This is a genomic window from Nitrospirota bacterium, from assembly GCA_016214845.1.
Taxonomy (GTDB): Bacteria; Nitrospirota; Thermodesulfovibrionia; order UBA6902; family UBA6902; genus SURF-23.
The window spans coordinates 1-19,416 of sequence record JACRMS010000039.1 but is presented as its reverse complement, the minus strand read 5'-3'; the positions used below and the strand labels follow the sequence as shown (position 1 = coordinate 19,416).

The 19,416-nt window shown below is 47.7% G+C and carries 23 protein-coding genes and 1 other RNA gene; 16 read left to right on the top strand and 8 right to left on the bottom strand.

The window, feature by feature from the left end; all coding sequences use genetic code 11:
* Positions 1–280 precede the first annotated feature (280 nt).
* On the top strand, positions 281–421 hold the full coding sequence (locus HZB61_15435) for a redoxin domain-containing protein (GenBank protein MBI5058001.1): 141 nt from the start codon (positions 281–283) through the stop codon (positions 419–421).
* Positions 422–439: 18 nt separating this feature from the next.
* Entirely contained in the window at positions 440–736 is a 297-nt protein-coding gene (locus HZB61_15430; GenBank protein MBI5058000.1) for a TlpA family protein disulfide reductase, read from the top strand.
* 1 nt (position 737) lies between these two features.
* Here HZB61_15430 and HZB61_15425 read toward each other — a convergent pair whose 3' ends face one another.
* The 4 genes from HZB61_15425 to HZB61_15410 form a co-directional block, all read right to left on the bottom strand.
* A complete protein-coding gene (locus tag HZB61_15425) occupies positions 738–1,181 on the bottom strand; it encodes a hypothetical protein (GenBank protein MBI5057999.1) in 444 nt (147 codons plus the stop codon).
* Positions 1,182–1,312: 131 nt separating this feature from the next.
* Entirely contained in the window at positions 1,313–1,636 is a 324-nt protein-coding gene (locus HZB61_15420) for a hypothetical protein (protein MBI5057998.1), read from the bottom strand.
* A gap of 57 nt (positions 1,637–1,693) precedes the next feature.
* Positions 1,694–3,040, bottom strand: a complete 1,347-nt coding sequence (locus tag HZB61_15415; protein MBI5057997.1) for a HAMP domain-containing histidine kinase — start codon at positions 3,038–3,040, stop codon at positions 1,694–1,696.
* Positions 3,030–3,722: a response regulator transcription factor gene (locus tag HZB61_15410; protein ID MBI5057996.1), complete on the bottom strand. Its 693-nt coding sequence runs from the start codon at positions 3,720–3,722 to the stop codon at positions 3,030–3,032. The genes HZB61_15415 and HZB61_15410 overlap by 11 nt, the downstream gene beginning before the upstream one ends.
* 201 nt (positions 3,723–3,923) lie before the next feature.
* On the opposite strand from HZB61_15410, the gene HZB61_15405 reads away from it, so the two are divergent.
* The 8 genes from HZB61_15405 to alr all read left to right on the top strand — a co-directional run bounded on the left by HZB61_15405 (position 3,924) and on the right by alr (position 9,596).
* On the top strand, positions 3,924–4,616 hold the full coding sequence (locus HZB61_15405; GenBank protein ID MBI5057995.1) for a YggS family pyridoxal phosphate-dependent enzyme: 693 nt from the start codon (positions 3,924–3,926) through the stop codon (positions 4,614–4,616).
* On the top strand, positions 4,616–5,413 hold the full coding sequence (gene proC / locus HZB61_15400) for a pyrroline-5-carboxylate reductase (protein ID MBI5057994.1): 798 nt from the start codon (positions 4,616–4,618) through the stop codon (positions 5,411–5,413). Before HZB61_15405 ends, proC begins: the two co-directional genes overlap by 1 nt.
* Positions 5,414–5,416: 3 nt before the next feature.
* Positions 5,417–5,713 (top strand): YggT family protein, encoded by a 297-nt coding sequence (locus tag HZB61_15395; GenBank protein MBI5057993.1) that lies wholly within the window; start codon positions 5,417–5,419, stop codon positions 5,711–5,713.
* Positions 5,714–5,800: 87 nt separating this feature from the next.
* Positions 5,801–6,283 (top strand): DivIVA domain-containing protein, encoded by a 483-nt coding sequence (locus tag HZB61_15390; protein MBI5057992.1) that lies wholly within the window; start codon positions 5,801–5,803, stop codon positions 6,281–6,283.
* Positions 6,264–7,514, top strand: a complete 1,251-nt coding sequence (locus HZB61_15385; GenBank protein MBI5057991.1) for a histidine--tRNA ligase — start codon at positions 6,264–6,266, stop codon at positions 7,512–7,514. The genes HZB61_15390 and HZB61_15385 overlap by 20 nt, the downstream gene beginning before the upstream one ends.
* A gap of 79 nt (positions 7,515–7,593) precedes the next feature.
* The gene (locus HZB61_15380; GenBank protein ID MBI5057990.1) at positions 7,594–8,331 is read left to right on the top strand and encodes a molybdenum cofactor guanylyltransferase; all 738 of its coding nucleotides are present in this window, start codon (positions 7,594–7,596) and stop codon (positions 8,329–8,331) included.
* Positions 8,304–8,510, top strand: coding sequence for a twin-arginine translocase TatA/TatE family subunit (locus HZB61_15375; GenBank protein MBI5057989.1), 207 nt, complete (start codon positions 8,304–8,306; stop codon positions 8,508–8,510). The genes HZB61_15380 and HZB61_15375 overlap by 28 nt, the downstream gene beginning before the upstream one ends.
* A 6-nt stretch (positions 8,511–8,516) precedes the next feature.
* Positions 8,517–9,596, top strand: a complete 1,080-nt coding sequence (gene alr / locus HZB61_15370; GenBank protein MBI5057988.1) for an alanine racemase — start codon at positions 8,517–8,519, stop codon at positions 9,594–9,596.
* Positions 9,597–9,749: 153 nt separating this feature from the next.
* Here the strand turns inward: alr and HZB61_15365 are convergent, their stop codons facing one another.
* The 4 genes from HZB61_15365 to leuC all read right to left on the bottom strand — a co-directional run bounded on the left by HZB61_15365 (position 9,750) and on the right by leuC (position 13,139).
* Positions 9,750–10,478, bottom strand: coding sequence for an FKBP-type peptidyl-prolyl cis-trans isomerase (locus tag HZB61_15365; protein ID MBI5057987.1), 729 nt, complete (start codon positions 10,476–10,478; stop codon positions 9,750–9,752).
* Positions 10,479–10,489: 11 nt separating this feature from the next.
* Complete coding sequence (locus HZB61_15360) at positions 10,490–11,158, bottom strand: hypothetical protein (protein ID MBI5057986.1); 669 nt, start codon at positions 11,156–11,158, stop codon at positions 10,490–10,492.
* A 116-nt stretch (positions 11,159–11,274) separates the two neighbouring features.
* Positions 11,275–11,772 carry a 3-isopropylmalate dehydratase small subunit gene (gene leuD / locus HZB61_15355; protein ID MBI5057985.1) on the bottom strand — a complete coding sequence of 166 codons (498 nt, stop codon included), beginning with the start codon at positions 11,770–11,772 and terminating at the stop codon, positions 11,275–11,277.
* A 110-nt stretch (positions 11,773–11,882) separates the two neighbouring features.
* Positions 11,883–13,139 (bottom strand): 3-isopropylmalate dehydratase large subunit, encoded by a 1,257-nt coding sequence (gene leuC / locus HZB61_15350; GenBank protein MBI5057984.1) that lies wholly within the window; start codon positions 13,137–13,139, stop codon positions 11,883–11,885.
* Between the two features lie 201 nt (positions 13,140–13,340).
* Between leuC and ilvC the strand changes: the two genes are divergently transcribed.
* From ilvC to ssrA, 6 genes are all read left to right on the top strand, one after another.
* Complete coding sequence (gene ilvC, locus HZB61_15345; protein ID MBI5057983.1) at positions 13,341–14,354, top strand: ketol-acid reductoisomerase; 1,014 nt, start codon at positions 13,341–13,343, stop codon at positions 14,352–14,354.
* Positions 14,355–14,466: 112 nt separating this feature from the next.
* A complete protein-coding gene (locus HZB61_15340; protein ID MBI5057982.1) occupies positions 14,467–15,102 on the top strand; it encodes a phosphatidylserine decarboxylase family protein in 636 nt (211 codons plus the stop codon).
* An 84-nt stretch (positions 15,103–15,186) separates the two neighbouring features.
* Complete coding sequence (pssA, locus tag HZB61_15335; protein ID MBI5057981.1) at positions 15,187–15,918, top strand: CDP-diacylglycerol--serine O-phosphatidyltransferase; 732 nt, start codon at positions 15,187–15,189, stop codon at positions 15,916–15,918.
* An 89-nt stretch (positions 15,919–16,007) separates the two neighbouring features.
* Positions 16,008–17,516 carry a 2-isopropylmalate synthase gene (locus HZB61_15330; protein ID MBI5057980.1) on the top strand — a complete coding sequence of 503 codons (1,509 nt, stop codon included), beginning with the start codon at positions 16,008–16,010 and terminating at the stop codon, positions 17,514–17,516.
* Between the two features lie 47 nt (positions 17,517–17,563).
* Positions 17,564–18,457, top strand: a complete 894-nt coding sequence (locus HZB61_15325) for a patatin-like phospholipase family protein (protein MBI5057979.1) — start codon at positions 17,564–17,566, stop codon at positions 18,455–18,457.
* Positions 18,458–18,489: 32 nt separating this feature from the next.
* Positions 18,490–18,834, top strand: a transfer-messenger RNA (tmRNA) gene (gene ssrA / locus HZB61_15320).
* The last annotated feature ends 582 nt before the right edge of the window (positions 18,835–19,416 follow it).

Here is a 19,416-nt window from a genome sequence, read left to right as displayed (position 1 = left end):
TTTTGAAGGGAAAATGAATAAATTGTGAAAAATTTGTGAAGGTGTTTTTTAAACGGGATAATTGATATACTAATCATATTAATTTTTTGAAAGGACGGCTTGTTTAATAAATATGAAGGCTGAAAGAAAACATCTTAATGTGGCCGCAATTATCATAATTCTCATATCATGTTTACTTTCCTGTACAAAAGAGCAGGGCAAGGAACCGTCCAAGACAGCCTCCGCAACTGATGTAGTAGCTAAAACTGATGTAGCATCCAATGCCAGGGTCGCTGAATTAATGCAGGCCATGAACATGAACCCATTCGCAAAACCCGTTATGGCCGAGGATTTCGAATTGACTTCCGTGAAAGGTGAAAAGGTGCGCCTCAGCCAATACCGAGGTAAAGTAGTCCTCCTCAGTTTCTGGACAACGTGGTGACCATGGTGCAGGAAGGAGTTGCCTTCCCTCGAAAGCCTTTACCGGAGCTTCAAAGGAGAACCTTTTGAGCTTTTAAGCGTTGATATAGAAGAGAACAGGGACACAGTTTCCAAATTTTTAGAGGAGAACAACATCTCCTTTGATGTCCTTCTTGATGAAGTCGGAGCGGTCAGCTCTCAGTATGGCGTGCGTTCGACCCCGATGAAGGTCCTGATAGACGCCAAAGGAAACCTGGCTGGTGTGTCTCTGGGCTACAGGGAATGGGACTCCGATGAAATGAGAACGCTGATCAAATTATTAGCGGGATCAAAGTAGACTATTCAGCAGTCCTGCCGGCTATTTTCTCTTTGACCTTACCCAGATATTCCTTGAACTTGGCGTTGGCGAATTCGAGCGCGTATTTGTTGTTTTCATTTATCTCCGCCTTTTCCCATCCTCCGCCTTCCCTGAAGGTTTTTATCTTTACGAAATTCAGTTCTCCGTCGCAGTCTTTGTCGAAATACTCAAAGCGCCTGAATTCAAGAGGCATATTGTCCTGAATAACGACAAGAATTTCTTCAACCTTTTGTTCTTTCCCGGACCTAAAATACGCCACTTTCTTATCTCCTATTTCCCCCTCCCATATCTTTAAGACTGAGGAAGCGGCAAAATCAGCGGGCGGTCCAATAGTGGCGCTTTCAGGCAGGCTGTCATCAGCAAATGATTTCACCTGCAGGATAAGCAATAACGCCGATAATATCAGGATTGTTTTATTGCTCATGGTCATACCCCCTTCAGATAGCTCCCTGCATCATGCGTGATACAGGGAACTTTTTCATTTAAGGATGTTCCGGGTTAATTCTATCAAAAAACAGGCGGGTGTAAAAATAAATATTTCTGATGCGGATATTTTTAATAGATGGACCTCATCCTGCCGGTAAGCCGGTCGAAGATGATGACATCCACCACTCTGCCTTTGTCGATAATTTTTGCCCTTATAAATCTTCCGGGCCCGGGGTCGTTGATCATGACACCGAACCCCTTCTTAACAAAATAATTATCTAAAGCCTTTTGCGCCTCGTGAAAAGACATCATGGATTTGCAGGTACCGTATTTACTGCACTGCTCGCAATAATCGCCGTAAGGCGTTACAGGTTTTTCATGGAATGCAAAGGCCTCTGGACAGGGCACGATCAGCGAGGCGGCGATCAATGTTAAGACAGCTAATTGTTTCATGGTTGATCCATATTCAATATTCCAAATTAACATTTAAAAATGAAGAAAATATGAACGTTAAAATATGACCGTAAACCGCGAGCCTTTACCGGGCGCGCTTTGGACTTCGACCTTTCCGCCTATTACTTCCGTAAGCTCCTTGACTATAGCAAGCCCCAGCCCCTGTCCGCCTGAGTCATCTCCCTTATAAAACCGCTCAAATATCCTTGGAATGTTTTCCGGTCCAACGCCTTTTCCAGTGTCTTCAACGGAGATATAAAAGCCTTCGGCATTCTGCCTGTCCCATTTTATTGTAATTCCGCCGCCGCTTGTGTATTTGAAGGCATTTGTCAGCAGGTTCTTCAGGATGATATGGAGCTTATCGGGATAAGTCCTGACAACGACCGGGGGCCCGGCGGTTTTCAGGTAGAGCCCCTTATCTTCAATAAGCTTTTTCATGCCTCCGGCAACAGACCCGACAAAATCAATGAGGTTGATCTCTTCCATGTCTCCACGCTTAAAGAAGCTTGCCTCGGCCCTTGTAATGTCCTCAATGCCCTCGACGAGGGAGATCATCCTGTGAACTTCTGATCTCATGGTCCTTAAAACCTCATTCGGGTCGGAAATTACCCCGTCTTCGACCGCTTCGAGATTGCCCTTTATGATCGTTAAAGGCGTTCTCAGCTCATGGGTGATATTCGATGTCAGATGCTTTCTTAAAAGGTCCTCTTTTTTCAGGGCCTCAGCCATGTAGGTAAAGGTTTCAGAAAGCTTGTCGATCTCGTCTTTATATTTACGGTGCACCTTGAGCTTTTGAATGGAAAATTCCCCTTTGGCAATCTTCTCCGCCGCAACTGTTAAGCGCCTGACGGGCCTGGAAAGAAACATTGTGAACAGGACAGACAGGAGCAAAGCCCCTCCGCCCGCGATCAGGAAAGATATAATAAGGAATTCTCTCCCCCTCTTTCTGAATATCTCTTCTTTTAACGGGATCTCTCCGAGCCTTTCAAGAGGCCGGAGATGCAGCTTTCCTATCTCTTTACCTTCAACATACAGCGGATACCAGGTAAAGGCCCCTTTGCCCGCGGGCAGCTTCAAAAACTCCTTCATCCTGCCCAGCATGTAAGAATCCATGTTAAAAACAACATCGGTGGATGTCAGTATGTTATTGCCTGCCGCGTCCTCCAATATGCTTTCAAAACCGAGCATCAGACCCCAGTGCAGCGACTCATGAAGCGATTGATGGTCCCATGCGTTGCTTTTATAGCTTCCTTCAACAGACGCTAATATCCAGTAGATCTGGTCTTCCTTTGTGCCTTCCATGAACTCATCAAAGTCCCTCATGATGAGCCGTTCAAACATTATATTTGACAGCAGGGCGAAGAGGACAAGGAATATGAATGCGATGAATAGTTTAGTCCTCATCAGGCTGGCCGATAAACCTGTAACCTACCCCGTAGACTGTTTTGATATAAGAGGGGTTTCTGGGGTCTTCTTCGATCTTGTGGCGGATGTTCTTGATGTGGGCGTCAATGGTCCTGTCGTATCCTTCAAAATCATAACCGAGTATTACATTTACAAGCTGGAGCCTTGAAAAGATCTGTCCGGGACGTTCCGCGAGGCATTGCAGGAGCTTGAATTCCGTGGGGGTAAGCACCAAAGGCACATTGTTCTTTATTATCTCAAAACGGGAAGAGTCAATAACAAGGTCCCCCTTGTTGAAACTGATGCTCCCCTTTGCGCCTTTGGACCTTCTTAAAAGCGCGTTGACTCTTGCAACAAGCTCTCTCGGACTGAAAGGCTTGACTACATAATCATCCGCGCCTATGCCGAGCCCTTTTATCCTGTCCTCTTCTTCCACTTTGGCGGTCAGCATGATGATCGGCACGTCAGAGTCCGCGCGGATGGTCCGGCATATGTCTTCCCCGTCCATGTCAGGAAGCATGAGGTCGAGTATTATCAGATCAAATCCGTCTTTCAGCGCTGATATGGCCTTTTGTCCGGTGCTTGCTACCGTGACCCTGAAGCCTTCTTTTTCAAGATATGCCTTTACGATTGCAGCGATTTTGGATTCATCTTCAACGACGAGTATACCGCCCTTGTTCATGGTAAAATGATAACACAAAAAGGACTGTTTTTATTTACGAAAACCTTAGTGAAGAGAAAGAAAATTGACAGTAATAATCCGCAGATTTCGCAGATTACACAGATCAGGAAGGAGCTTTTATTAAATCTGTGTACATCTGAGTAATCTGTGGATAATTCTCAGGTTGTAAATAAAAAAACAAAAATGTTAGTCTGTTAGACAATGGGGATTTCGGAGAATCTCACAGCAATTCAGCAAAGGATCAATGACTCCGCTGCAAGAGCAGGCAGGTCCCCGAAGGACATAAAACTCATTGCCGTTACGAAGACAGTTGAATTGCAGGAAATTATCGAAGCGGTAAAAGCTGGAGTTTCAATTTTAGGAGAGAACAGGGTACAGGAAGCGAAAGAAAAGATCACAGAACACAGAGCACAGAGCACAGACTTAAGAATACAATGGCATTTGATCGGTCATCTGCAGACAAACAAGGCCAAGGCCGCAGTTCAGATATTCGACCTGATCCAGACTATTGACTCTTTTGAGCTTGCTACAGAAGTTAACAAACAGGCCGGGAAAATGAATAAAGCGCAGAGGGTGCTTGTGCAGATAAAACTCTCTGATGAAGCGACAAAGCATGGAGTTTCAGAAAAAGACATGACAGGACTGCTTGAAGAAGTCTCAAAGATGCAGCATCTCAAACTTGAAGGCCTCATGACAATACCGCCTTACTTTGATGACCCTGAATCGGTACGGCCTTACTTCAGGAGATTGCGGGAGATCAGGGACGGGGCATCGGCAAAAGGCTTCAGCCTGCCCGAATTGTCAATGGGCATGTCCAATGATTTTGAAGTCGCTATCGAGGAAGGCGCTACAATGGTCAGGATCGGTACCGCGATATTCGGGGAGAGGGAATAATGATCGGTTTTATCGGCGGCGGCAACATGGCGGAAGCCATTATTAAAGGAATCAGAAGGCAGAGGTCAGAAGACAGAAGACAGATCTTTGTGGCAGAACCGAGGGAGGAAAGAAGGCAGTATTTAGAAAAGACCTACGGTATCAAAACAACATCGTCCAATAAAGAGGTTGCAGCCGCGTGCGATATAATCATCCTTGCGGTGAAGCCGCAGAATATGGAGACGGCCCTTGATGAGATCAGTCCTGATATTTCTGAAGAGAAGACCGTAGTTTCGATTGCAGCGGGCATTACGCTTTCGTATCTATCATCCAAATTGAAGACAAAGAAACTCATCCGTGTCATGCCGAATACGCCTGCTTTGGTACAGGAGGGGATGTCGGTCATGTCCCTGTGCGAGTGTTTTTCAGACAAGGACATTTCAGTTGTCAGGGAGATATTAATGTCTATCGGCAAGGTCATAACTTTACCTGAAAAATACATGGATGCCGTGACCGCGGTCTCAGGCAGCGGCCCGGCCTTCATAGCACTTTTTGTAGAGGCGATGACAGGGGCCGGGGTAAAATTAGGACTGAGCGAAGACGATGCGTCTGTGCTTGCTGTTCAAACTGCTATCGGCACTGCAAGGCTCCTGGAATCCGGAATGCCGCCTTCAAAGCTCAGAGAGATGGTGACTTCGCCGGGAGGCACGACAGCGGCAGGGTTGAAGGTCTTTAATGAGAAGGGATTAAGAGATTTAGTGCTTGATGCCCTTGAGGCCGCAAAGAAAAGAGCAGAAGAGTTGGGGAAAGGGAGGTAACAAATGTTTTTATTCGGCAATCTTTTTAGCGCGGTTGGACATATCCTTGATACTATCCTGACAATATATATGTGGATGATAATAATCTCCGCTCTTCTGAGCTGGGTGAATCCCGACCCTTACAATCCTATCGTGCGCTTCCTGCACGCGGTAACAGATCCTGTGTTAAGACCTATCAGAAGACGGATCGGGATATCAATGGGCATTGATATATCGCCCATGCTGGTAATTCTTGCGATCATGTTCCTGAAATACTTTGTGGTTGCGTCATTATTTGATATGGGCGCGAGGATGAAGTGAGAAGGGCTTTGATTTTTATTAATCGTTGCTTTATAGTTAGTTTCAATAAAATAAAGACATAAATTTTTCGTTCATACAGGAGGTACTATGAGAATAACGCCGCTTGATATTCAGCAGAAACAATTCGCCACAAGGTTCAGGGGTTTTGATATGGAAGAGGTGGATTCCTTTCTCGAACTGATCAGGGAGGAGATGGAAGAGCTCCTGAGGGAAAACGCCAACCTGAGGGAAGAGTCCAAGAGATTCGAGAAGCAGTTAAAGGAGTATAAAAATATCGAGACCACTCTGAAAGACACCCTTATCAGCACACAACAAATGGTGGAAGAATTCAGGGGCACAGCCAAGAAAGACGCCGAGCTCATGATAAAAGAAGCGGAGTTGAAGGCGGAAGACATGATGAGAGAGGCCCAGGAAAAGATCGTGAAGATCCATGAAGACATAACCGACCTCAAAGGCATAAGGAGACATTTCAAAGAAGAGCTGAAGAGATTGATTGAGAGCCACCTCAGGATGATGGAATTCGACAAGGAACGCGAGGCTGAAATACCGAATGAAACACAAAACGCTTAAGGGCTTTCAGGACATCCTGCCGCCTGAGATCTCCGTCTGGCAGCACATTGAGAAGATCTCTCGGGACGTTTTCAGGACTTACGGCTACCAGGAAATCAGGCTCCCCGTACTCGAATCAACCGACATATTTACCAGAAGCATCGGAGAGACCTCCGATATTGTGGAAAAAGAGATGTACACCTTTACCGACAAGGGCGACCGCAGCGTGACCCTGCGGCCGGAGGGCACGGCGTCTTTTGTAAGGGCTTACGTTGAGCACCACTTATACAACAATCCAGCGCCGCAAAAATTTTATTACATGGGCCCGATGTTCCGGTATGAAAGGCCGCAGGCGTACAGGTACAGGCAGTTTTACCAGATAGGCGCGGAGGCCCTGGGCATTGAAGACCCGAAACTCGACGCTGAGATAATCTCCATGCTTTCAAAGATATTAAACAGCATAGGCCTTGAGGGGGTCAATTTTGAGATAACCTCGATCGGATGTAAAAACTGCCGTCCCGCATACAGGGATGCCCTGAAAAATTTCCTTCGGGACAGATTGAACAGTTTCTGCGGCGATTGTCAAAGGCGGTTTGATCTGAACCCCTTGAGAATACTGGACTGCAAGGTCCCGGGCTGTATCGAATCCAGACAGGGCGCTCCGGCCGTGCTTGATCATCTCTGCGATGATTGCAAACAGCATTTTGACAATTTGAAGCGCAACCTCGAAACACTCAACGTCAGGCATTCCATCAACCCTAATCTCGTCAGAGGTCTCGACTATTACACAAAGACAGCCTTTGAAGTGACAAGCGAATCTCTTGGAAGCCAGAAGGCAGTTGCGGCAGGCGGGAGATACGACGGACTTGTAGACGAGTTCGGCGGGCCGCCGACCCCCGGCATCGGTTTCGCCATTGGTATGGAAAGGATCATCCCTCTGATAAAGGGGTCCATAAGCAAGGCTGAAACTCCCGACGTTCTTATTTGTCCGCTTGGACAGGAAGCACCTGAAAAGGGCCTGCTGCTGGCCGAACAATTACGCTCATCAGGGATGTGGGCCGAGGTTAATTATGAACCGTCATCTCTTAAGAGCCAGATGCGCAAGGCAAACCGCCTCGGCGCAAAAAATGTCATTGTCCTCGGCGAAGACGAATTGAAAAAAGGCGAGGTCGTGGTCAAAGACATGGTCAGCGGGACTGAGACAAAAGCGGTCCTTGAAGTTCAGGAATTAGTGAAAATAATTAAAGGCTAAAACGTCATTCCCGCGAAGGCGGGAATTCAGGAAATACAAACTGGATCCCGGCTTAATGACTGCCGGAATGACAGACAAAATGAATAATCTTATACATAATTGCACGGGCGTAATCCTCGCAGGCGGAGAGAACAAACGCATGCCTGTGCTGAAGGCATTCATCGAGGTTGAGGGGAAGAAGACCGTCGAGAGGAATCTCAAGATCATGAAGCGGCTTTTCCGGGAAACCTACATCATCACCAACCAGCCGGAGCTTTATTCATATCTCGGAGTGCCGCTGTTTGGCGACGTTTATGACGTGAGAGGCCCGATGACGGGAATCTTTACCGCGCTTCTGAATTCATCCAGCCAGTGGGTTTTTGTTTCCGCGTGCGACATGCCCTTCATAAATCCGGCCCTGATCAGGTTTATGGCGGATGAAAGATATAATCCGGCATGTCTCTCTATGATGAGCGGCGAGGAGAGAGGGAATTTCGACCCTGCGCAAGAAGCCGACATTTATGATGTTGTGGTCCCGGTTGTCAACCACCGGGCTGAGCCTCTCTTTGCCTTTTATTCAAAAAAAGCCTTGTCCACTTTGGAGCAGTTTATACTTTCAGGGAAGAAGGGGATAAAAGATTTTTTACTTAATCGCAGTAAAAGAGTAAAATATATTACAACCGAAGAGATAAAGGGCATCGACCCGGAGGCGAAGTCGTTCATTAACCTTAACACTCCCGAAGATGTCGAGCTTTATCTGCAACCTCAAGACAGGTTGAAATTTAAAAATAGCGTAATGAGGAGGAAGAAATGTTTGGACTTGGGACATCAGAGCTGATAATAATTCTGGTCATCGTTGTGATCCTTTTCGGGGCGTCGAGACTGCCTCAGATCGGCAAGGGCATAGGAGAGGCGATAAAGAATTTCAAGAAGGCGTCTTCCGGGCCGGATGAGATCGACGTTACACCAAAAAATAAAACGGAAGGCAATGAGTCGGGCAAGGAAAGCAAGTCTTAAATCTTAATGCTGAGAGCCTTCGCAGAAATCGATCTTAAAGCCCTCTCGCACAACCTCAGGGTCGCCAAAAAGAAAACAGGCAATAAAAATATTCTCGCCGTTGTGAAGGCCAACGCCTACGGACACGGCGCAGCAGAGATTTCAAAGTACCTCATAAAACAAGGCATCACTTATCTCGGAACAGCGTTTACCGCCGAAGCCATTGCGCTCAGGGAGGCCGGGATAACGGCCCCCATACTGGTTTTTTTTGACAGGGACCACATTGACGAATGCTTCAGATTTAATCTCACCCCCTTAATCCTCGATTTAAACACCGCTAAGAAATTTTCTAAAGAGGCTGTGAGGCGCAAGCGCAGGATCGCGGTGCATATCAAGGTAGACACCGGCATGGGGCGTGTGGGGTTTACTATCGACAGGGCCTTAACGGACATCCCCAAGGCAGCGCGCCTGAAAAACATTGAACTCGAAGGGCTCATGAGCCATTTCTCCGAGGCGGACCTCTGTGATAAAGAGTTTGCCGGTCTGCAGTTGAAGAGGTTCCTTGCGATAAAAAATGAATGGTCACGGAACAAGATCACTTTTAAATATCTTCACATTGCCAACAGCGCCGCTACACTAAGCATGAAAAACGCCCACCTCAATATGGTAAGGCCCGGAATTATGCTTTACGGCTACGGGTCTGATGATCTCAAGCCGGTGTTAAGCCTGAAAAGTAAGATCCTTCTCCTTAAAAAAGTCCCGGCCGGCATTCCGATAAGCTACGGCAGGACCTTCATCACAAAGAGGAAAAGCACCATCGCAACAATTCCTGTCGGCTATGCTGACGGATACAACAGGAAACTCTCCAACCAGGGAGAGGTGCTTATCAATGGAAAGCGCGCGCCTATTGCCGGAAGGGTCTGCATGGACACGATCATGGTTGATGTTACGGACATACCGGACGCAGGCCTGGATTCAGAAGTAGTTTTAATCGGAAATCAGGGGAAAGAGAAAATTACCGCCGCTGACATCGCGGACAAGATCGGCACCATTCCCTATGAAGTCCTCACATCTATCGGCCAGCGGGTTGAAAGGGTGTACAAATAAATATTAACTGAGGCTCCTGCAAAAGTCTTTATTCGTCATCCCCGAGGTCTTTATCGGGAATCCAGTATATTATAAACCAAAGACTTCTGGATACCCGCCTTTGCGGGTATGACGGCAAACGTGATTTCCTCTAAACATTTGCAAGAGGCTCAACTATTTTGCCGGTTTTTCAGGCGCCGGCAGTTTGCCTGTATTTTCCTGAATGGAAAGCAGTTCCACTTCAAAAATAAGCGTCGCGTTGGGTCCGATTTCACGTCCCGCGCCGCGCTCTCCATAAGCAAGATTGGACGGCACATACAACTGCCACTTTGAACCGGCTTTCATAAGCTGCAGCGCCTCGGTCCAGCCGGGGATCACACCGCCGACTTTGAACGTTGCAGGCTGGCCGCGCTTCATGGAACTGTCGAATTCAGCGCCGTCTATAAAGGTCCCTTTATAATGCACGCTCACTGTATCCGTTGCTTTCGGTTTTGCCCCGGTCCCTTCTTTAATGACTTTATACTGTAAGCCGCTCGGCAGAGTTACGACGCCTTCTTTTTTCTTGTTCTCCGCGAGAAAGGCGTCCCCTTCCTTCTTGTTCTTCTCGGCTGACTCTTTCATTTGCGCCATCTGCTTGGCCATCATCTCATTACGGAAAGTGGAAATAGTATCGCGCATTTCCTCATCCGTCATCAAAGACTTGTCACCTGAGAACGCGTCCTTAATTCCTTTGGCGAGGATATCAGGATCAACATCTATGGACTGGCTTTTGAAATCTTTTCCCATGGTTGTGCCGATACTGTAACTCAACTTGTCTCTCTGGGTCTTTAACTCGATGTTCTCTTCCGCATAAGCTATGTTTTGCAGAAGGATAATGCCTAAGACTGCTGCTAAAACTTTCATAAAACCTCCGGTTAAAATCTGTAATTAACCCCAATCCCAATTACAGGATAATATTTATAAGCGTTAAGATCATCTTGCATGTTATCTTCTTCTTTTGCCAACTCGCTCAGAAATGTGGGATCGTTGGATTTTGTTCCGCCGCTGGCGGAAAGATCAACCTTGGGAGACCCTGAGAAAACCACTCCTAAGTCCATAATAAACCCCCAGGCATTGTCCCTTCCGAATGAAGTATCCCATCCCAGCCCGGCATATGGCGCTGTATCATTGAAGGTAATTTTCCCTTTAAGTTTTCCAATCTCCGATCCATCAAAATCCTGGTCTCCGATTGTATATGTTGTGCCAGGTGCAATCTCTGCATCTGCATCAACCTTATTACGGTTGATAAGCACGCCGCCGGTAAGTCTGAAACTGCCCTTGAATGGATGTATGTCCAATAAGACTGGAACAGAGTTCAATTTCAGTTTAAATTTATAATCGATATCGTCTTTTGTTCCATCGTAATTATATTTCCAGTAATTAAATCCCCCTCTGATACCTAAAAAATCCAGAAACGACACCTCAACTTCAGGCCCTACCCCTAATGTGCTGGCCTTTACGCCTAACGAAAGAGTTTTTGCATAAAGACTTGTGGAACATAAAACCAGAAAAACCAGTGACAGCACTACTGTTTTAACCTTCATATTGCCCTCCCCTTTATGATATTGAAATTTTGGAATGAAAAATTATACAACATCATTAATTAGATATTCCACAGAATTTTTTCTTTCGGGCTCCCGCAAGAATTCCATGTAGGCGGCTACGAGGCCTTCAGCCTCTTTTTGGTCCATTCGATCAACCCCCCCGCGGAGATAAGCTCCTGCATGAACGGAGGGATCGGTTTCGCGGTGTATTCTTCGCCCTTTGTTATGTTCCTGATCGTCCCTTTGTCCGCGTCTATCTCTATCTCGTCGCCCCCGCTGATCTTGTCCGGCGCGTCATCCGACTCAAAGATAGGAAGCCCGATGTTGAACGCGTTTCTGTAAAAGATCCTCGCAAAGCTTTTTGCAACGACCGCCTGAATGCCCGCCGCCTTTATCGCGATAGGGGCGTGCTCCCTTGAAGAGCCGCAGCCGAAATTGGCCTTTCCAATTATCAGGTCCCCTGCCGCAACCTTTGACGGAAAATCCTTGTCCGCGTCTTCCATCACGTGCTTTGCAAGCTCCTTGGGGTCTGATGTGTTTAAATAACGCGCTGGAATGATCGCGTCGGTGTCGATGTTGTCTCCGAACTTCCAGACCTTACCTTTAAGAATCATGATATCCTCCTGAAAAGTAATCCACAGATGACACAGATTTCACAGATTTTTTTAAAGAATTTTTTCTTTATCTGTGCAATCTGCGAAATCTGTGGATAAATATTTTGTGATTATACAACTTCATCCGGTACGGCGATCCTCCCTTTGATCGCCGAAGCGGCGGCGACTGCCGGGTTTGAGAGATAGACTTCGCTCTCAGGGTGTCCCATCCTGCCGACAAAATTCCTGTTCGTTGTCGCAATGGCCCTTTCGCCCTTTGCAAGAATTCCCATGTGTCCGCCGAGACACGGGCCGCATGTCGGTGTGGAAAAAACCGCTTCCGCGTTCACGAATATCTCTGCCAGCCCTTCTTTGACCGCCTGCAAATAGATCTGCTGGGTCGCGGGGATGACGATCATCCTGACTTCGGGATGGACCTTTTTCCCTTTTATAATTTCAGCGGCCTCTCTCAGGTCTTCGATCCTTCCGTTTGTGCAGGAGCCGACGACCACCTGGTCTATTGTGACGGATGAAAGCTCCGCAGCGGGTTTCGTGTTTGACGGCAGGTGAGGGCAGGACACAGTCAAAGGGATTTTCGAGCAATCGTATTCCTTCACCTCGACATATTTAGAGGCTTTGTCGGATGAATAAAATTTGTATTCCCTTTTCGCCCTTCCTTTAACATACTGTTCAGTAATTTCATCAGGGGTTATGATCCCGTTCTTTCCCCCGGCCTCTATTGCCATGTTGCACATTGTCAGCCGCGAGTACATCGGCAGTGAACTGATGGTCTCGCCCGTGAATTCCATGGCTCTGTATAATGCGCCGTCAACGCCGATGTCGCCGATTGTGTGAAGGATCAAGTCCTTCCCGCCGGCCCACTTGTTCAGTTTCCCGTAATAAACAAACTTCATGGACTCAGGCACCTTGAACCAGCATTCGCCGGTTGCCATTGCGGACGCCACGTCTGTTGATCCCACACCGGTGGCGAACGCGCCCAGCCCGCCGTATGTGCAGGTGTGACTGTCAGCGCCGATGATCAGGTCGCCGGGCACCACAAGCCCCTGCTCCGGCAGAAGCGCGTGTTCCACGCCCATTCTGCCGACCTCAAAATAGAGCCCGAGGTCATAACTTCTTGAAAAGTCCCTGAGCATCTTGCACTGTTCAGCGGCCTTGATGTCTTTTTGCGGGGCGAAGTGGTCGGGGATGAACACGACCCTGTCTTTGTCAAACACGCCTTTTGCGCCGATCTTTTTAAACTCGGTGATCGCGATGGGCGCGGTTATATCATTGGCAAGGATCAGGTCCACCTTCGCGTTGATCAACTCTCCGGGTGCGACCTCTTTTTTGCCGCAGTGGGCTGCAAAAATCTTTTCCGTAATCGTCACTGTTCCTCCAAAAATTAATAATTATGATTAGGAATTTTCCTGAAAGAAGATATACAAAAATACTACAAGATGGTGCGGCTATTAGTCAATTCGTCGATGTTAACTTTCAAAATTCAATTAAATCTGATATTATTTTTGAGTTCATCGGCAATAGCGACGTTAACTTTCAATATGACAGCAATTAATTTTTAGGAGGGTATCATGAAAATTTATTACGATAAAGATGTTAAGAAAGGAGCATTAAAGGGCAAGACTGTCTGCATTATGGGATACGGCAGCCAGGGACATGCTCACGCGAACAATTTAAAAGAGAGCGGCGTGGATGTAATCATAGGGATCAGGAAAGGCGCGAGCATGGACAAGGCGCAAAAGGCGGGCTTTAAGGCAATGCCTCCCGCGGAGGCCGCAAAGAAAGCCGACATTATCATGATACTGCTTCCTGATGAATACCAGGCGGACGTATACAAGAATGAGATCGCGCCGAATATGAAGAAGGGCGCTTACCTCGCTTTTGCCCACGGGTTCAATATCCACTTCAACCAGATAGTCCCGTCCCCTGAAACGAACGTCTTTATGGCCGCGCCGAAAGGGCCCGGTCATCTCGTCAGATCTGAATACACGAAGGGAAGCGGCGTCCCCTGTTTGATAGCTGTCCATCAGGACCCCTCGAGGGACACAAAGGAGATCGCCCTTGCTTATGCTTCCGCAATCGGAGGAGGCAGGGCAGGCATCATTGAGACGTCCTTCAGGGAGGAGACTGAAACAGACCTCTTTGGCGAGCAGGTTGTGCTGTGCGGCGGACTTACATCTCTTATCATGGCAGGTTACGAGACTCTCGTTGAAGCTGGCTACGCGCCGGAAATGGCATATTTTGAATGCCTCCATGAAGTGAAATTGATAGTGGACCTGATCTATGAAGGCGGGATATCGAACATGAGATATTCAATAAGCAACACCGCGCAATACGGCGACTTAACAAGAGGCCCCCGCGTCGTGACCGGTGAGACGAAAAAGGAAATGAAAAAGATCCTCAACGAGATACAGTCGGGCGAGTTCGCAAGAGACTGGATGCTCGAATGCAAGGCGAACAAACCCGTGTTTACCGCCCTTACCAGAAAAGGCGAACAGCATTCCATTGAAGAAGTCGGCGCCAAGCTCAGAGATATGATGCCGTGGCTGAAAAAAGGCAAACTCGTGGACAAGTCAAAGGCGTGAGAAAGGACAGACAACAGAAGACAGACAGCAGAAGACAGACAACAGACTTAGAAAAACTAAGAAGATTTATTTCGTCTGACCTCTGGCTTCTGTCTTCCGGCTTCTGATAAAAATGTTCCAATTCGCCAAAGAAGGTTATCCGTTCATCCTGGTTTTTATCTCTCTTACCGCCGTCTCTGCGCTTCTCAGGGTCCACTGGCTGACAGCGGTATTTCTGATACTCACGCTTTTCATGTTCTATTTCTTCAGAGACCCCGACAGGGTAACGGTCCCTGACAGGGACGCGTTTTACTCCCCGGCGGACGGAAAGATAATTGTAATTACAGAAGCTGTGGAGGATGAGCTATTGCATGAGAAGGCGCTGAAGATCAGCATCTTTATGTCGCCTCTGAATGTGCATGTGAACAGGGCGCCCTGCGACGGAGTTGTAAAGGACGTCAGGCATTATCCGGGGAAGTTTTTATCAGCGTTTAAAGATGAAGCCTCAACAGCTAACGAACATATAACCATGCTTCTTGAAGGCCAGCACGGAAAGATCGTGGTAAAGCAGATAGCAGGTTATGTCGCGCGCCGCGCAGTCTGCCGGGTAAAGCCGGGGGAGACACTTGCGCAGGGGCAGAGATACGGTATAATTAAATTCAGTTCGAGGCTTGATGTCTTCTTGCCATTAAATACCAAAGTTAAGGTAAAATTAGGCGACAAGGTGAAAGCGGGGGAAACGATATTAGCAAAGAGAGGTGAGAAGTGAGAAATCAGAAGTGGGAAGTTATTATATGCAATGTTCTCGGTTTTTTACTTCCTACTTCCTACTTCTTACTTCCTACTTAACATTATGAAAAAAGGGATCTACATATTACCCAATTCGTTGACGCTGTGCGGGATGTTCTGCGGGTTCTACGCAATTCTCACGTCATTTAAGGGCAACTTTGTTTATGCGGCGTGGGCGATATTGATAGCAAACATCTTTGACGGGCTTGACGGCTGGGTCGCGCGGCTGACAAACAGCACGACAAAATTCGGCGTGGAGCTTGATTCCCTTTCCGACCTCGTCGCGTTCGGTGTCGCGCCCGCTGTAGTGATCTACAGTTGGGGCGATCTGCATTCTTTCGGCAGGCTTGGGTGGGGAGCGGCTTTTATCTATGTGATCTGCGGGGCCCTGAGGCTTGCAAGGTACAACGTGCAAATGGGTACCACCGAGAGCAAGGCGTTCACAGGCCTTCCGATCCCCGGGGCAGGCACAGTGGTGGCGTCACTCGTTTTGTTTTATAATGAATTATTAGGTACGCCGGGAAGTAAGAACTATCTAATTCTCTTTCTGCCGTTCCTGCTTGCGGCGCTGATGGTAAGCACCCTGCGGTTTCACGGATTGAAGGAGATAAACTTTAAAGAGAGGAAACCGTTCTGGCTCCTTGTAGTTATAGTGTCGGCCTTTGTGCTGATATTTATGTACCCTGAGATTGTGATATTTGTTTTCGCGATTATTTATGTGATATGGGGCATCATCGAAGGAACGTATTTGCTTAGCAAGAAGAGAAAAACGAAACTTAAAGAACCACAGAGATGATTAGTCCACAGATTGCACAGATCGACACAGATATTAAATAAAGGTTCTTTATCTGCGAAATCTGCGGATAATAATTTCGGAGAATTATCATGAGGACAATAAAGATATTCGATACGACATTAAGGGACGGCGAGCAGTCCCCCGGCGCGTCAATGAACGTGGGCGAAAAGCTGCAAGTGGCAAAACAGCTTGCAAGGCTCGGCGTGGACATTATCGAGGCGGGATTTGCGATCGCGTCCCCCGGTGATTTTGAGGCAATAAAGAGGATCGGCGGCGAGGTGGAAGGCCCGGTCATTTGCAGTCTTGCAAGGGCCAGAGAAGAGGACATCAAGCGCGCGTGGGAGGCGCTGAAGGACACGCCTAAAAGGCGTATCCATACATTCCATTCCACTTCTGATATCCATCTGAAACATCAGTTCCGCGTCAGCCGCGAAGAGGCCTTGAAACGTTCTGTGGAGATGGTGAAGCTCGCAAAGAGTTTTACAGATGACGTTGAATTCTCCCCGATGGACGCGACGCGCACTGAAATAAATTATCTGTGCGAAGTTGTCGAAGCGGTCATTGCGGCAGGAGCGTTGACCGTGAATATCCCGGACACAGTGGGGTACAGCATCCCAAGCGAATTCGGTGCGATGATAAAGACGCTTTTTGACAAGGTGAAGAATATTGACAAGGCCGTGATCGCGGTCCATTGTCATAACGACCTCGGGCTTGCAACTTCCAATTCCCTCGCAGCGGTTTTAAACGGCGCGGGTCAGATCGAATGCACCATTAACGGTATCGGCGAGCGCGCAGGCAACTGTTCAATGGAAGAAGTGGTGATGGCGTTAAGGACGCGTCGCGATATATTCAATGCCGATACCAATATCAAAACAGAAGAGATTATGCGGAGCAGCAGGCTCGTAACAAAGATCACCGGTATGTATGTTCAGCCCAATAAGGCCATTGTCGGGGCGAACGCGTTCGCGCATGAATCCGGGATACACCAGGACGGCCTGCTGAAAGAAAAATCCACTTACGAAATTATCAGGCCGGAGACCATCGGCCTTCACAAAACAAAGTTCGTCCTGGGAAAGCATTCGGGCAGGCACGCCTTCAGGACGAGACTGAACGAGTTAGGCTATGCACTTAGCGACGAGGAAGTGAACAGCGCGTTTGAGCGTTTCAAGAGACTCGCTGACCAGAAAAAGGAGATATACGATGAAGACCTTGAAATCCTCGTGACCGAAGAATCCACGACCGTGCCTGAAATATACAGCCTTGTCGATCTCAATGCTTCAGCGGGCATTCATCAGAGACCGACCGCCGTTATCAAGCTTAAGGTCAATGAAGAGCTGATCGAAAAGACAGAGCACGGCGACGGCCCTGTTGACGCCGCGTTCAAGGCGATTGCATCTATCACAGGCACAAAGAGCAAGCTTCTTAAATATGAGGTGAAGGCGATCACGGGCGGCACTGACGCGCTCGGCGAGGTTGTGGTCTCGCTTGAGGAAGACGGCAAGTCAGTCACCGGCCACGGCAGCGACACAGATATCATCATAGCCTCCGCAAAGGCATACATCAACGCGCTTAACAAACTGGCAGCAAGGAAGAAATAGCAAGCAGGGGCACGATACGCCGCCCCCTGCTTTTTGGATCTCTGCTTATGAAGACCGTTAAAAATTTCTATAAATTTTTACCCCTGATCATTTTCTTTATATTCACGATCTCATGCGCTCCGAAGGAGGGAATAAAACCTCCACTGAGGCCCGCGAAGATCGCGGTGGTGCTTGGCGCGGGCGCGTCAAAGGGTTTTGCGCACATAGGTGTTTTGAAAGTCCTTGAAGCGCATAACGTGCCGGTCAACATGATAGTCGGCACAAGCGCGGGGAGTTTTGTCGGCAGCCTTTACGCCTACGGTTACAACGCCTTCAAGCTCCAGGAAATATCTTTTGCGATAGAAAGAGGCGACATCATTGATTTCGGCATCCCCGACAAAGGCTTTATCAAAGGCGACGCTTTGGAGGAATTTATAAACGCGAAGGTTAAAAATACCAAGGTAGAAAATTTAAAGATCCCTTTCTACGCTGTTGCTACAGATATTCAGAGCGGCGAGGAAATGATCTTCAGCAGCGGCAGCACAGGCACTGCGGTAAGAGCAAGCTGTTCAATCCCCGGGGTGTTCAGGCCCACGAAGATCGGGGACGGGCTTTACGCTGACGGCGGCATTGTCAGCCCTGTTGCCGTTGACGCCGCAAGACGCTTCGGCGCTGATATAGTCATTGCCGTGGACATCTCCGCTGATGTTGACAATACGCTGCCGGAGGACACCATTGACATGATCCTCAAGTCAGTAAGCATCATGCATTCCAAGATCGCCGTGACCCAGCTTGAAAAGGCTGACGTTGTGATAAAACCGAAAGTCGGATATATCGGCTCCAGCGATTTCACCAAAAGACACGAAGCCGTGCTTGAAGGCGAAAAGGCCGCTACCGACGCTATGCCCGAGATCCAGAACATCATCAACAAACTCAGGCAGGAAGGAAGGCTGCCCCCTTAACTTAAGGGGAAAAGATGTTATAATAAATTGACGGGGGCGACAGGCCTCGACGGTGGTTACGAGGTCTAAGTTGCATGTCGTGGCTCTGCCACCACGTTAAAAGGCAGAACAAACACAAAAGCCAACACAAATCTGGCACTTGCTGCTTAATTAAGCGGCACGCTTCTCCGGGAATGCCTGTTACCTGGAAGAGGCGTCATTAAGCAGGCTGGCCTGAAAAATCCGCCCTTGTTTTTCAGGTAAGACACAAAGGGATAGGATCCGGAAACGCCCTCTTGCCGGCAGTTCCGTATCCGAGATTAAATCGGCAAGATACACATGTAGACGCTTGGATGCAGTACTTCCGGACCCGGGTTCGATTCCCGGCGCCTCCACCATTAAGTAAGGTTGTATATTAGTAGGTAAAAAAATGGGCTCATTTTTTTACGTCATCAAACCGTCATTCCCGCAGTTTGTTGAGCGGGAATCCAGTCTTCTTAATAATAAGCTTCGAATGACTTCGGGCCATAACGAAAATTAAATAATGGCAGTTTATACACAGACTCTAAATAGTTCTTGTCTTTAACAGGCACAGCGTATTATCATTATTAAACCTTTTTGAGTGGGGGGGACTAAATTGAAAGTGATAGCGAAAGCTGTTAATGTGATAAACTTTCTGGAGGGGCTGAAGCAGTTCATTATTCCCATCTATACAGTGCACCTACAGTTGGACTCAGAAAGAATGCTGGCGGCTCTGGAACCGGGGGCATTGGGTTGACTGAGATATACGGCCTGCCTGGAACAAAACCTGACCCTGCGGTGCTATTTTGAAATAAAAAATCACTACTGTCCGGTTAAGAATCGAATAGATTCAACTGGTTTTGATTTTCGGTTATATTGAAACCATAATTGGAATACTGAACTATTTGTTGTAAAGGCATTTTTTCGAAAAGAGTAACTGACAGAATCTGTAATAAAGT

What these genes read in the sequence shown, in the direction of transcription:
- alr (MBI5057988.1), top strand. Translation starts at nt 8,517, where the DNA reads ATGCTGAGAGCCTTCGCAGAAATCGATCTTAAAGCCCTCTCGCACAAC.
- HZB61_15375 (MBI5057989.1), top strand. Translation starts at nt 8,304, where the DNA reads ATGTTTGGACTTGGGACATCAGAGCTGATAATAATTCTGGTCATCGTT.
- HZB61_15435 (MBI5058001.1), top strand. Translation starts at nt 281, where the DNA reads ATGCAGGCCATGAACATGAACCCATTCGCAAAACCCGTTATGGCCGAG.
- pssA (MBI5057981.1), top strand. Translation starts at nt 15,187, where the DNA reads ATGAAAAAAGGGATCTACATATTACCCAATTCGTTGACGCTGTGCGGG.
- HZB61_15340 (MBI5057982.1), top strand. Translation starts at nt 14,467, where the DNA reads ATGTTCCAATTCGCCAAAGAAGGTTATCCGTTCATCCTGGTTTTTATC.
- HZB61_15380 (MBI5057990.1), top strand. Translation starts at nt 7,594, where the DNA reads ATGAATAATCTTATACATAATTGCACGGGCGTAATCCTCGCAGGCGGA.
- HZB61_15385 (MBI5057991.1), top strand. Translation starts at nt 6,264, where the DNA reads ATGAAACACAAAACGCTTAAGGGCTTTCAGGACATCCTGCCGCCTGAG.
- HZB61_15325 (MBI5057979.1), top strand. Translation starts at nt 17,564, where the DNA reads ATGAAGACCGTTAAAAATTTCTATAAATTTTTACCCCTGATCATTTTC.
- HZB61_15395 (MBI5057993.1), top strand. Translation starts at nt 5,417, where the DNA reads ATGTTTTTATTCGGCAATCTTTTTAGCGCGGTTGGACATATCCTTGAT.
- HZB61_15390 (MBI5057992.1), top strand. Translation starts at nt 5,801, where the DNA reads ATGAGAATAACGCCGCTTGATATTCAGCAGAAACAATTCGCCACAAGG.
- HZB61_15425 (MBI5057999.1), bottom strand. Translation starts at nt 1,181, where the DNA reads ATGAGCAATAAAACAATCCTGATATTATCGGCGTTATTGCTTATCCTG.
- ilvC (MBI5057983.1), top strand. Translation starts at nt 13,341, where the DNA reads ATGAAAATTTATTACGATAAAGATGTTAAGAAAGGAGCATTAAAGGGC.
- HZB61_15405 (MBI5057995.1), top strand. Translation starts at nt 3,924, where the DNA reads ATGGGGATTTCGGAGAATCTCACAGCAATTCAGCAAAGGATCAATGAC.
- HZB61_15360 (MBI5057986.1), bottom strand. Translation starts at nt 11,158, where the DNA reads ATGAAGGTTAAAACAGTAGTGCTGTCACTGGTTTTTCTGGTTTTATGT.
- leuD (MBI5057985.1), bottom strand. Translation starts at nt 11,772, where the DNA reads ATGATTCTTAAAGGTAAGGTCTGGAAGTTCGGAGACAACATCGACACC.
- HZB61_15410 (MBI5057996.1), bottom strand. Translation starts at nt 3,722, where the DNA reads ATGAACAAGGGCGGTATACTCGTCGTTGAAGATGAATCCAAAATCGCT.
- HZB61_15420 (MBI5057998.1), bottom strand. Translation starts at nt 1,636, where the DNA reads ATGAAACAATTAGCTGTCTTAACATTGATCGCCGCCTCGCTGATCGTG.
- HZB61_15365 (MBI5057987.1), bottom strand. Translation starts at nt 10,478, where the DNA reads ATGAAAGTTTTAGCAGCAGTCTTAGGCATTATCCTTCTGCAAAACATA.
- proC (MBI5057994.1), top strand. Translation starts at nt 4,616, where the DNA reads ATGATCGGTTTTATCGGCGGCGGCAACATGGCGGAAGCCATTATTAAA.
- HZB61_15415 (MBI5057997.1), bottom strand. Translation starts at nt 3,040, where the DNA reads ATGAGGACTAAACTATTCATCGCATTCATATTCCTTGTCCTCTTCGCC.
- HZB61_15330 (MBI5057980.1), top strand. Translation starts at nt 16,008, where the DNA reads ATGAGGACAATAAAGATATTCGATACGACATTAAGGGACGGCGAGCAG.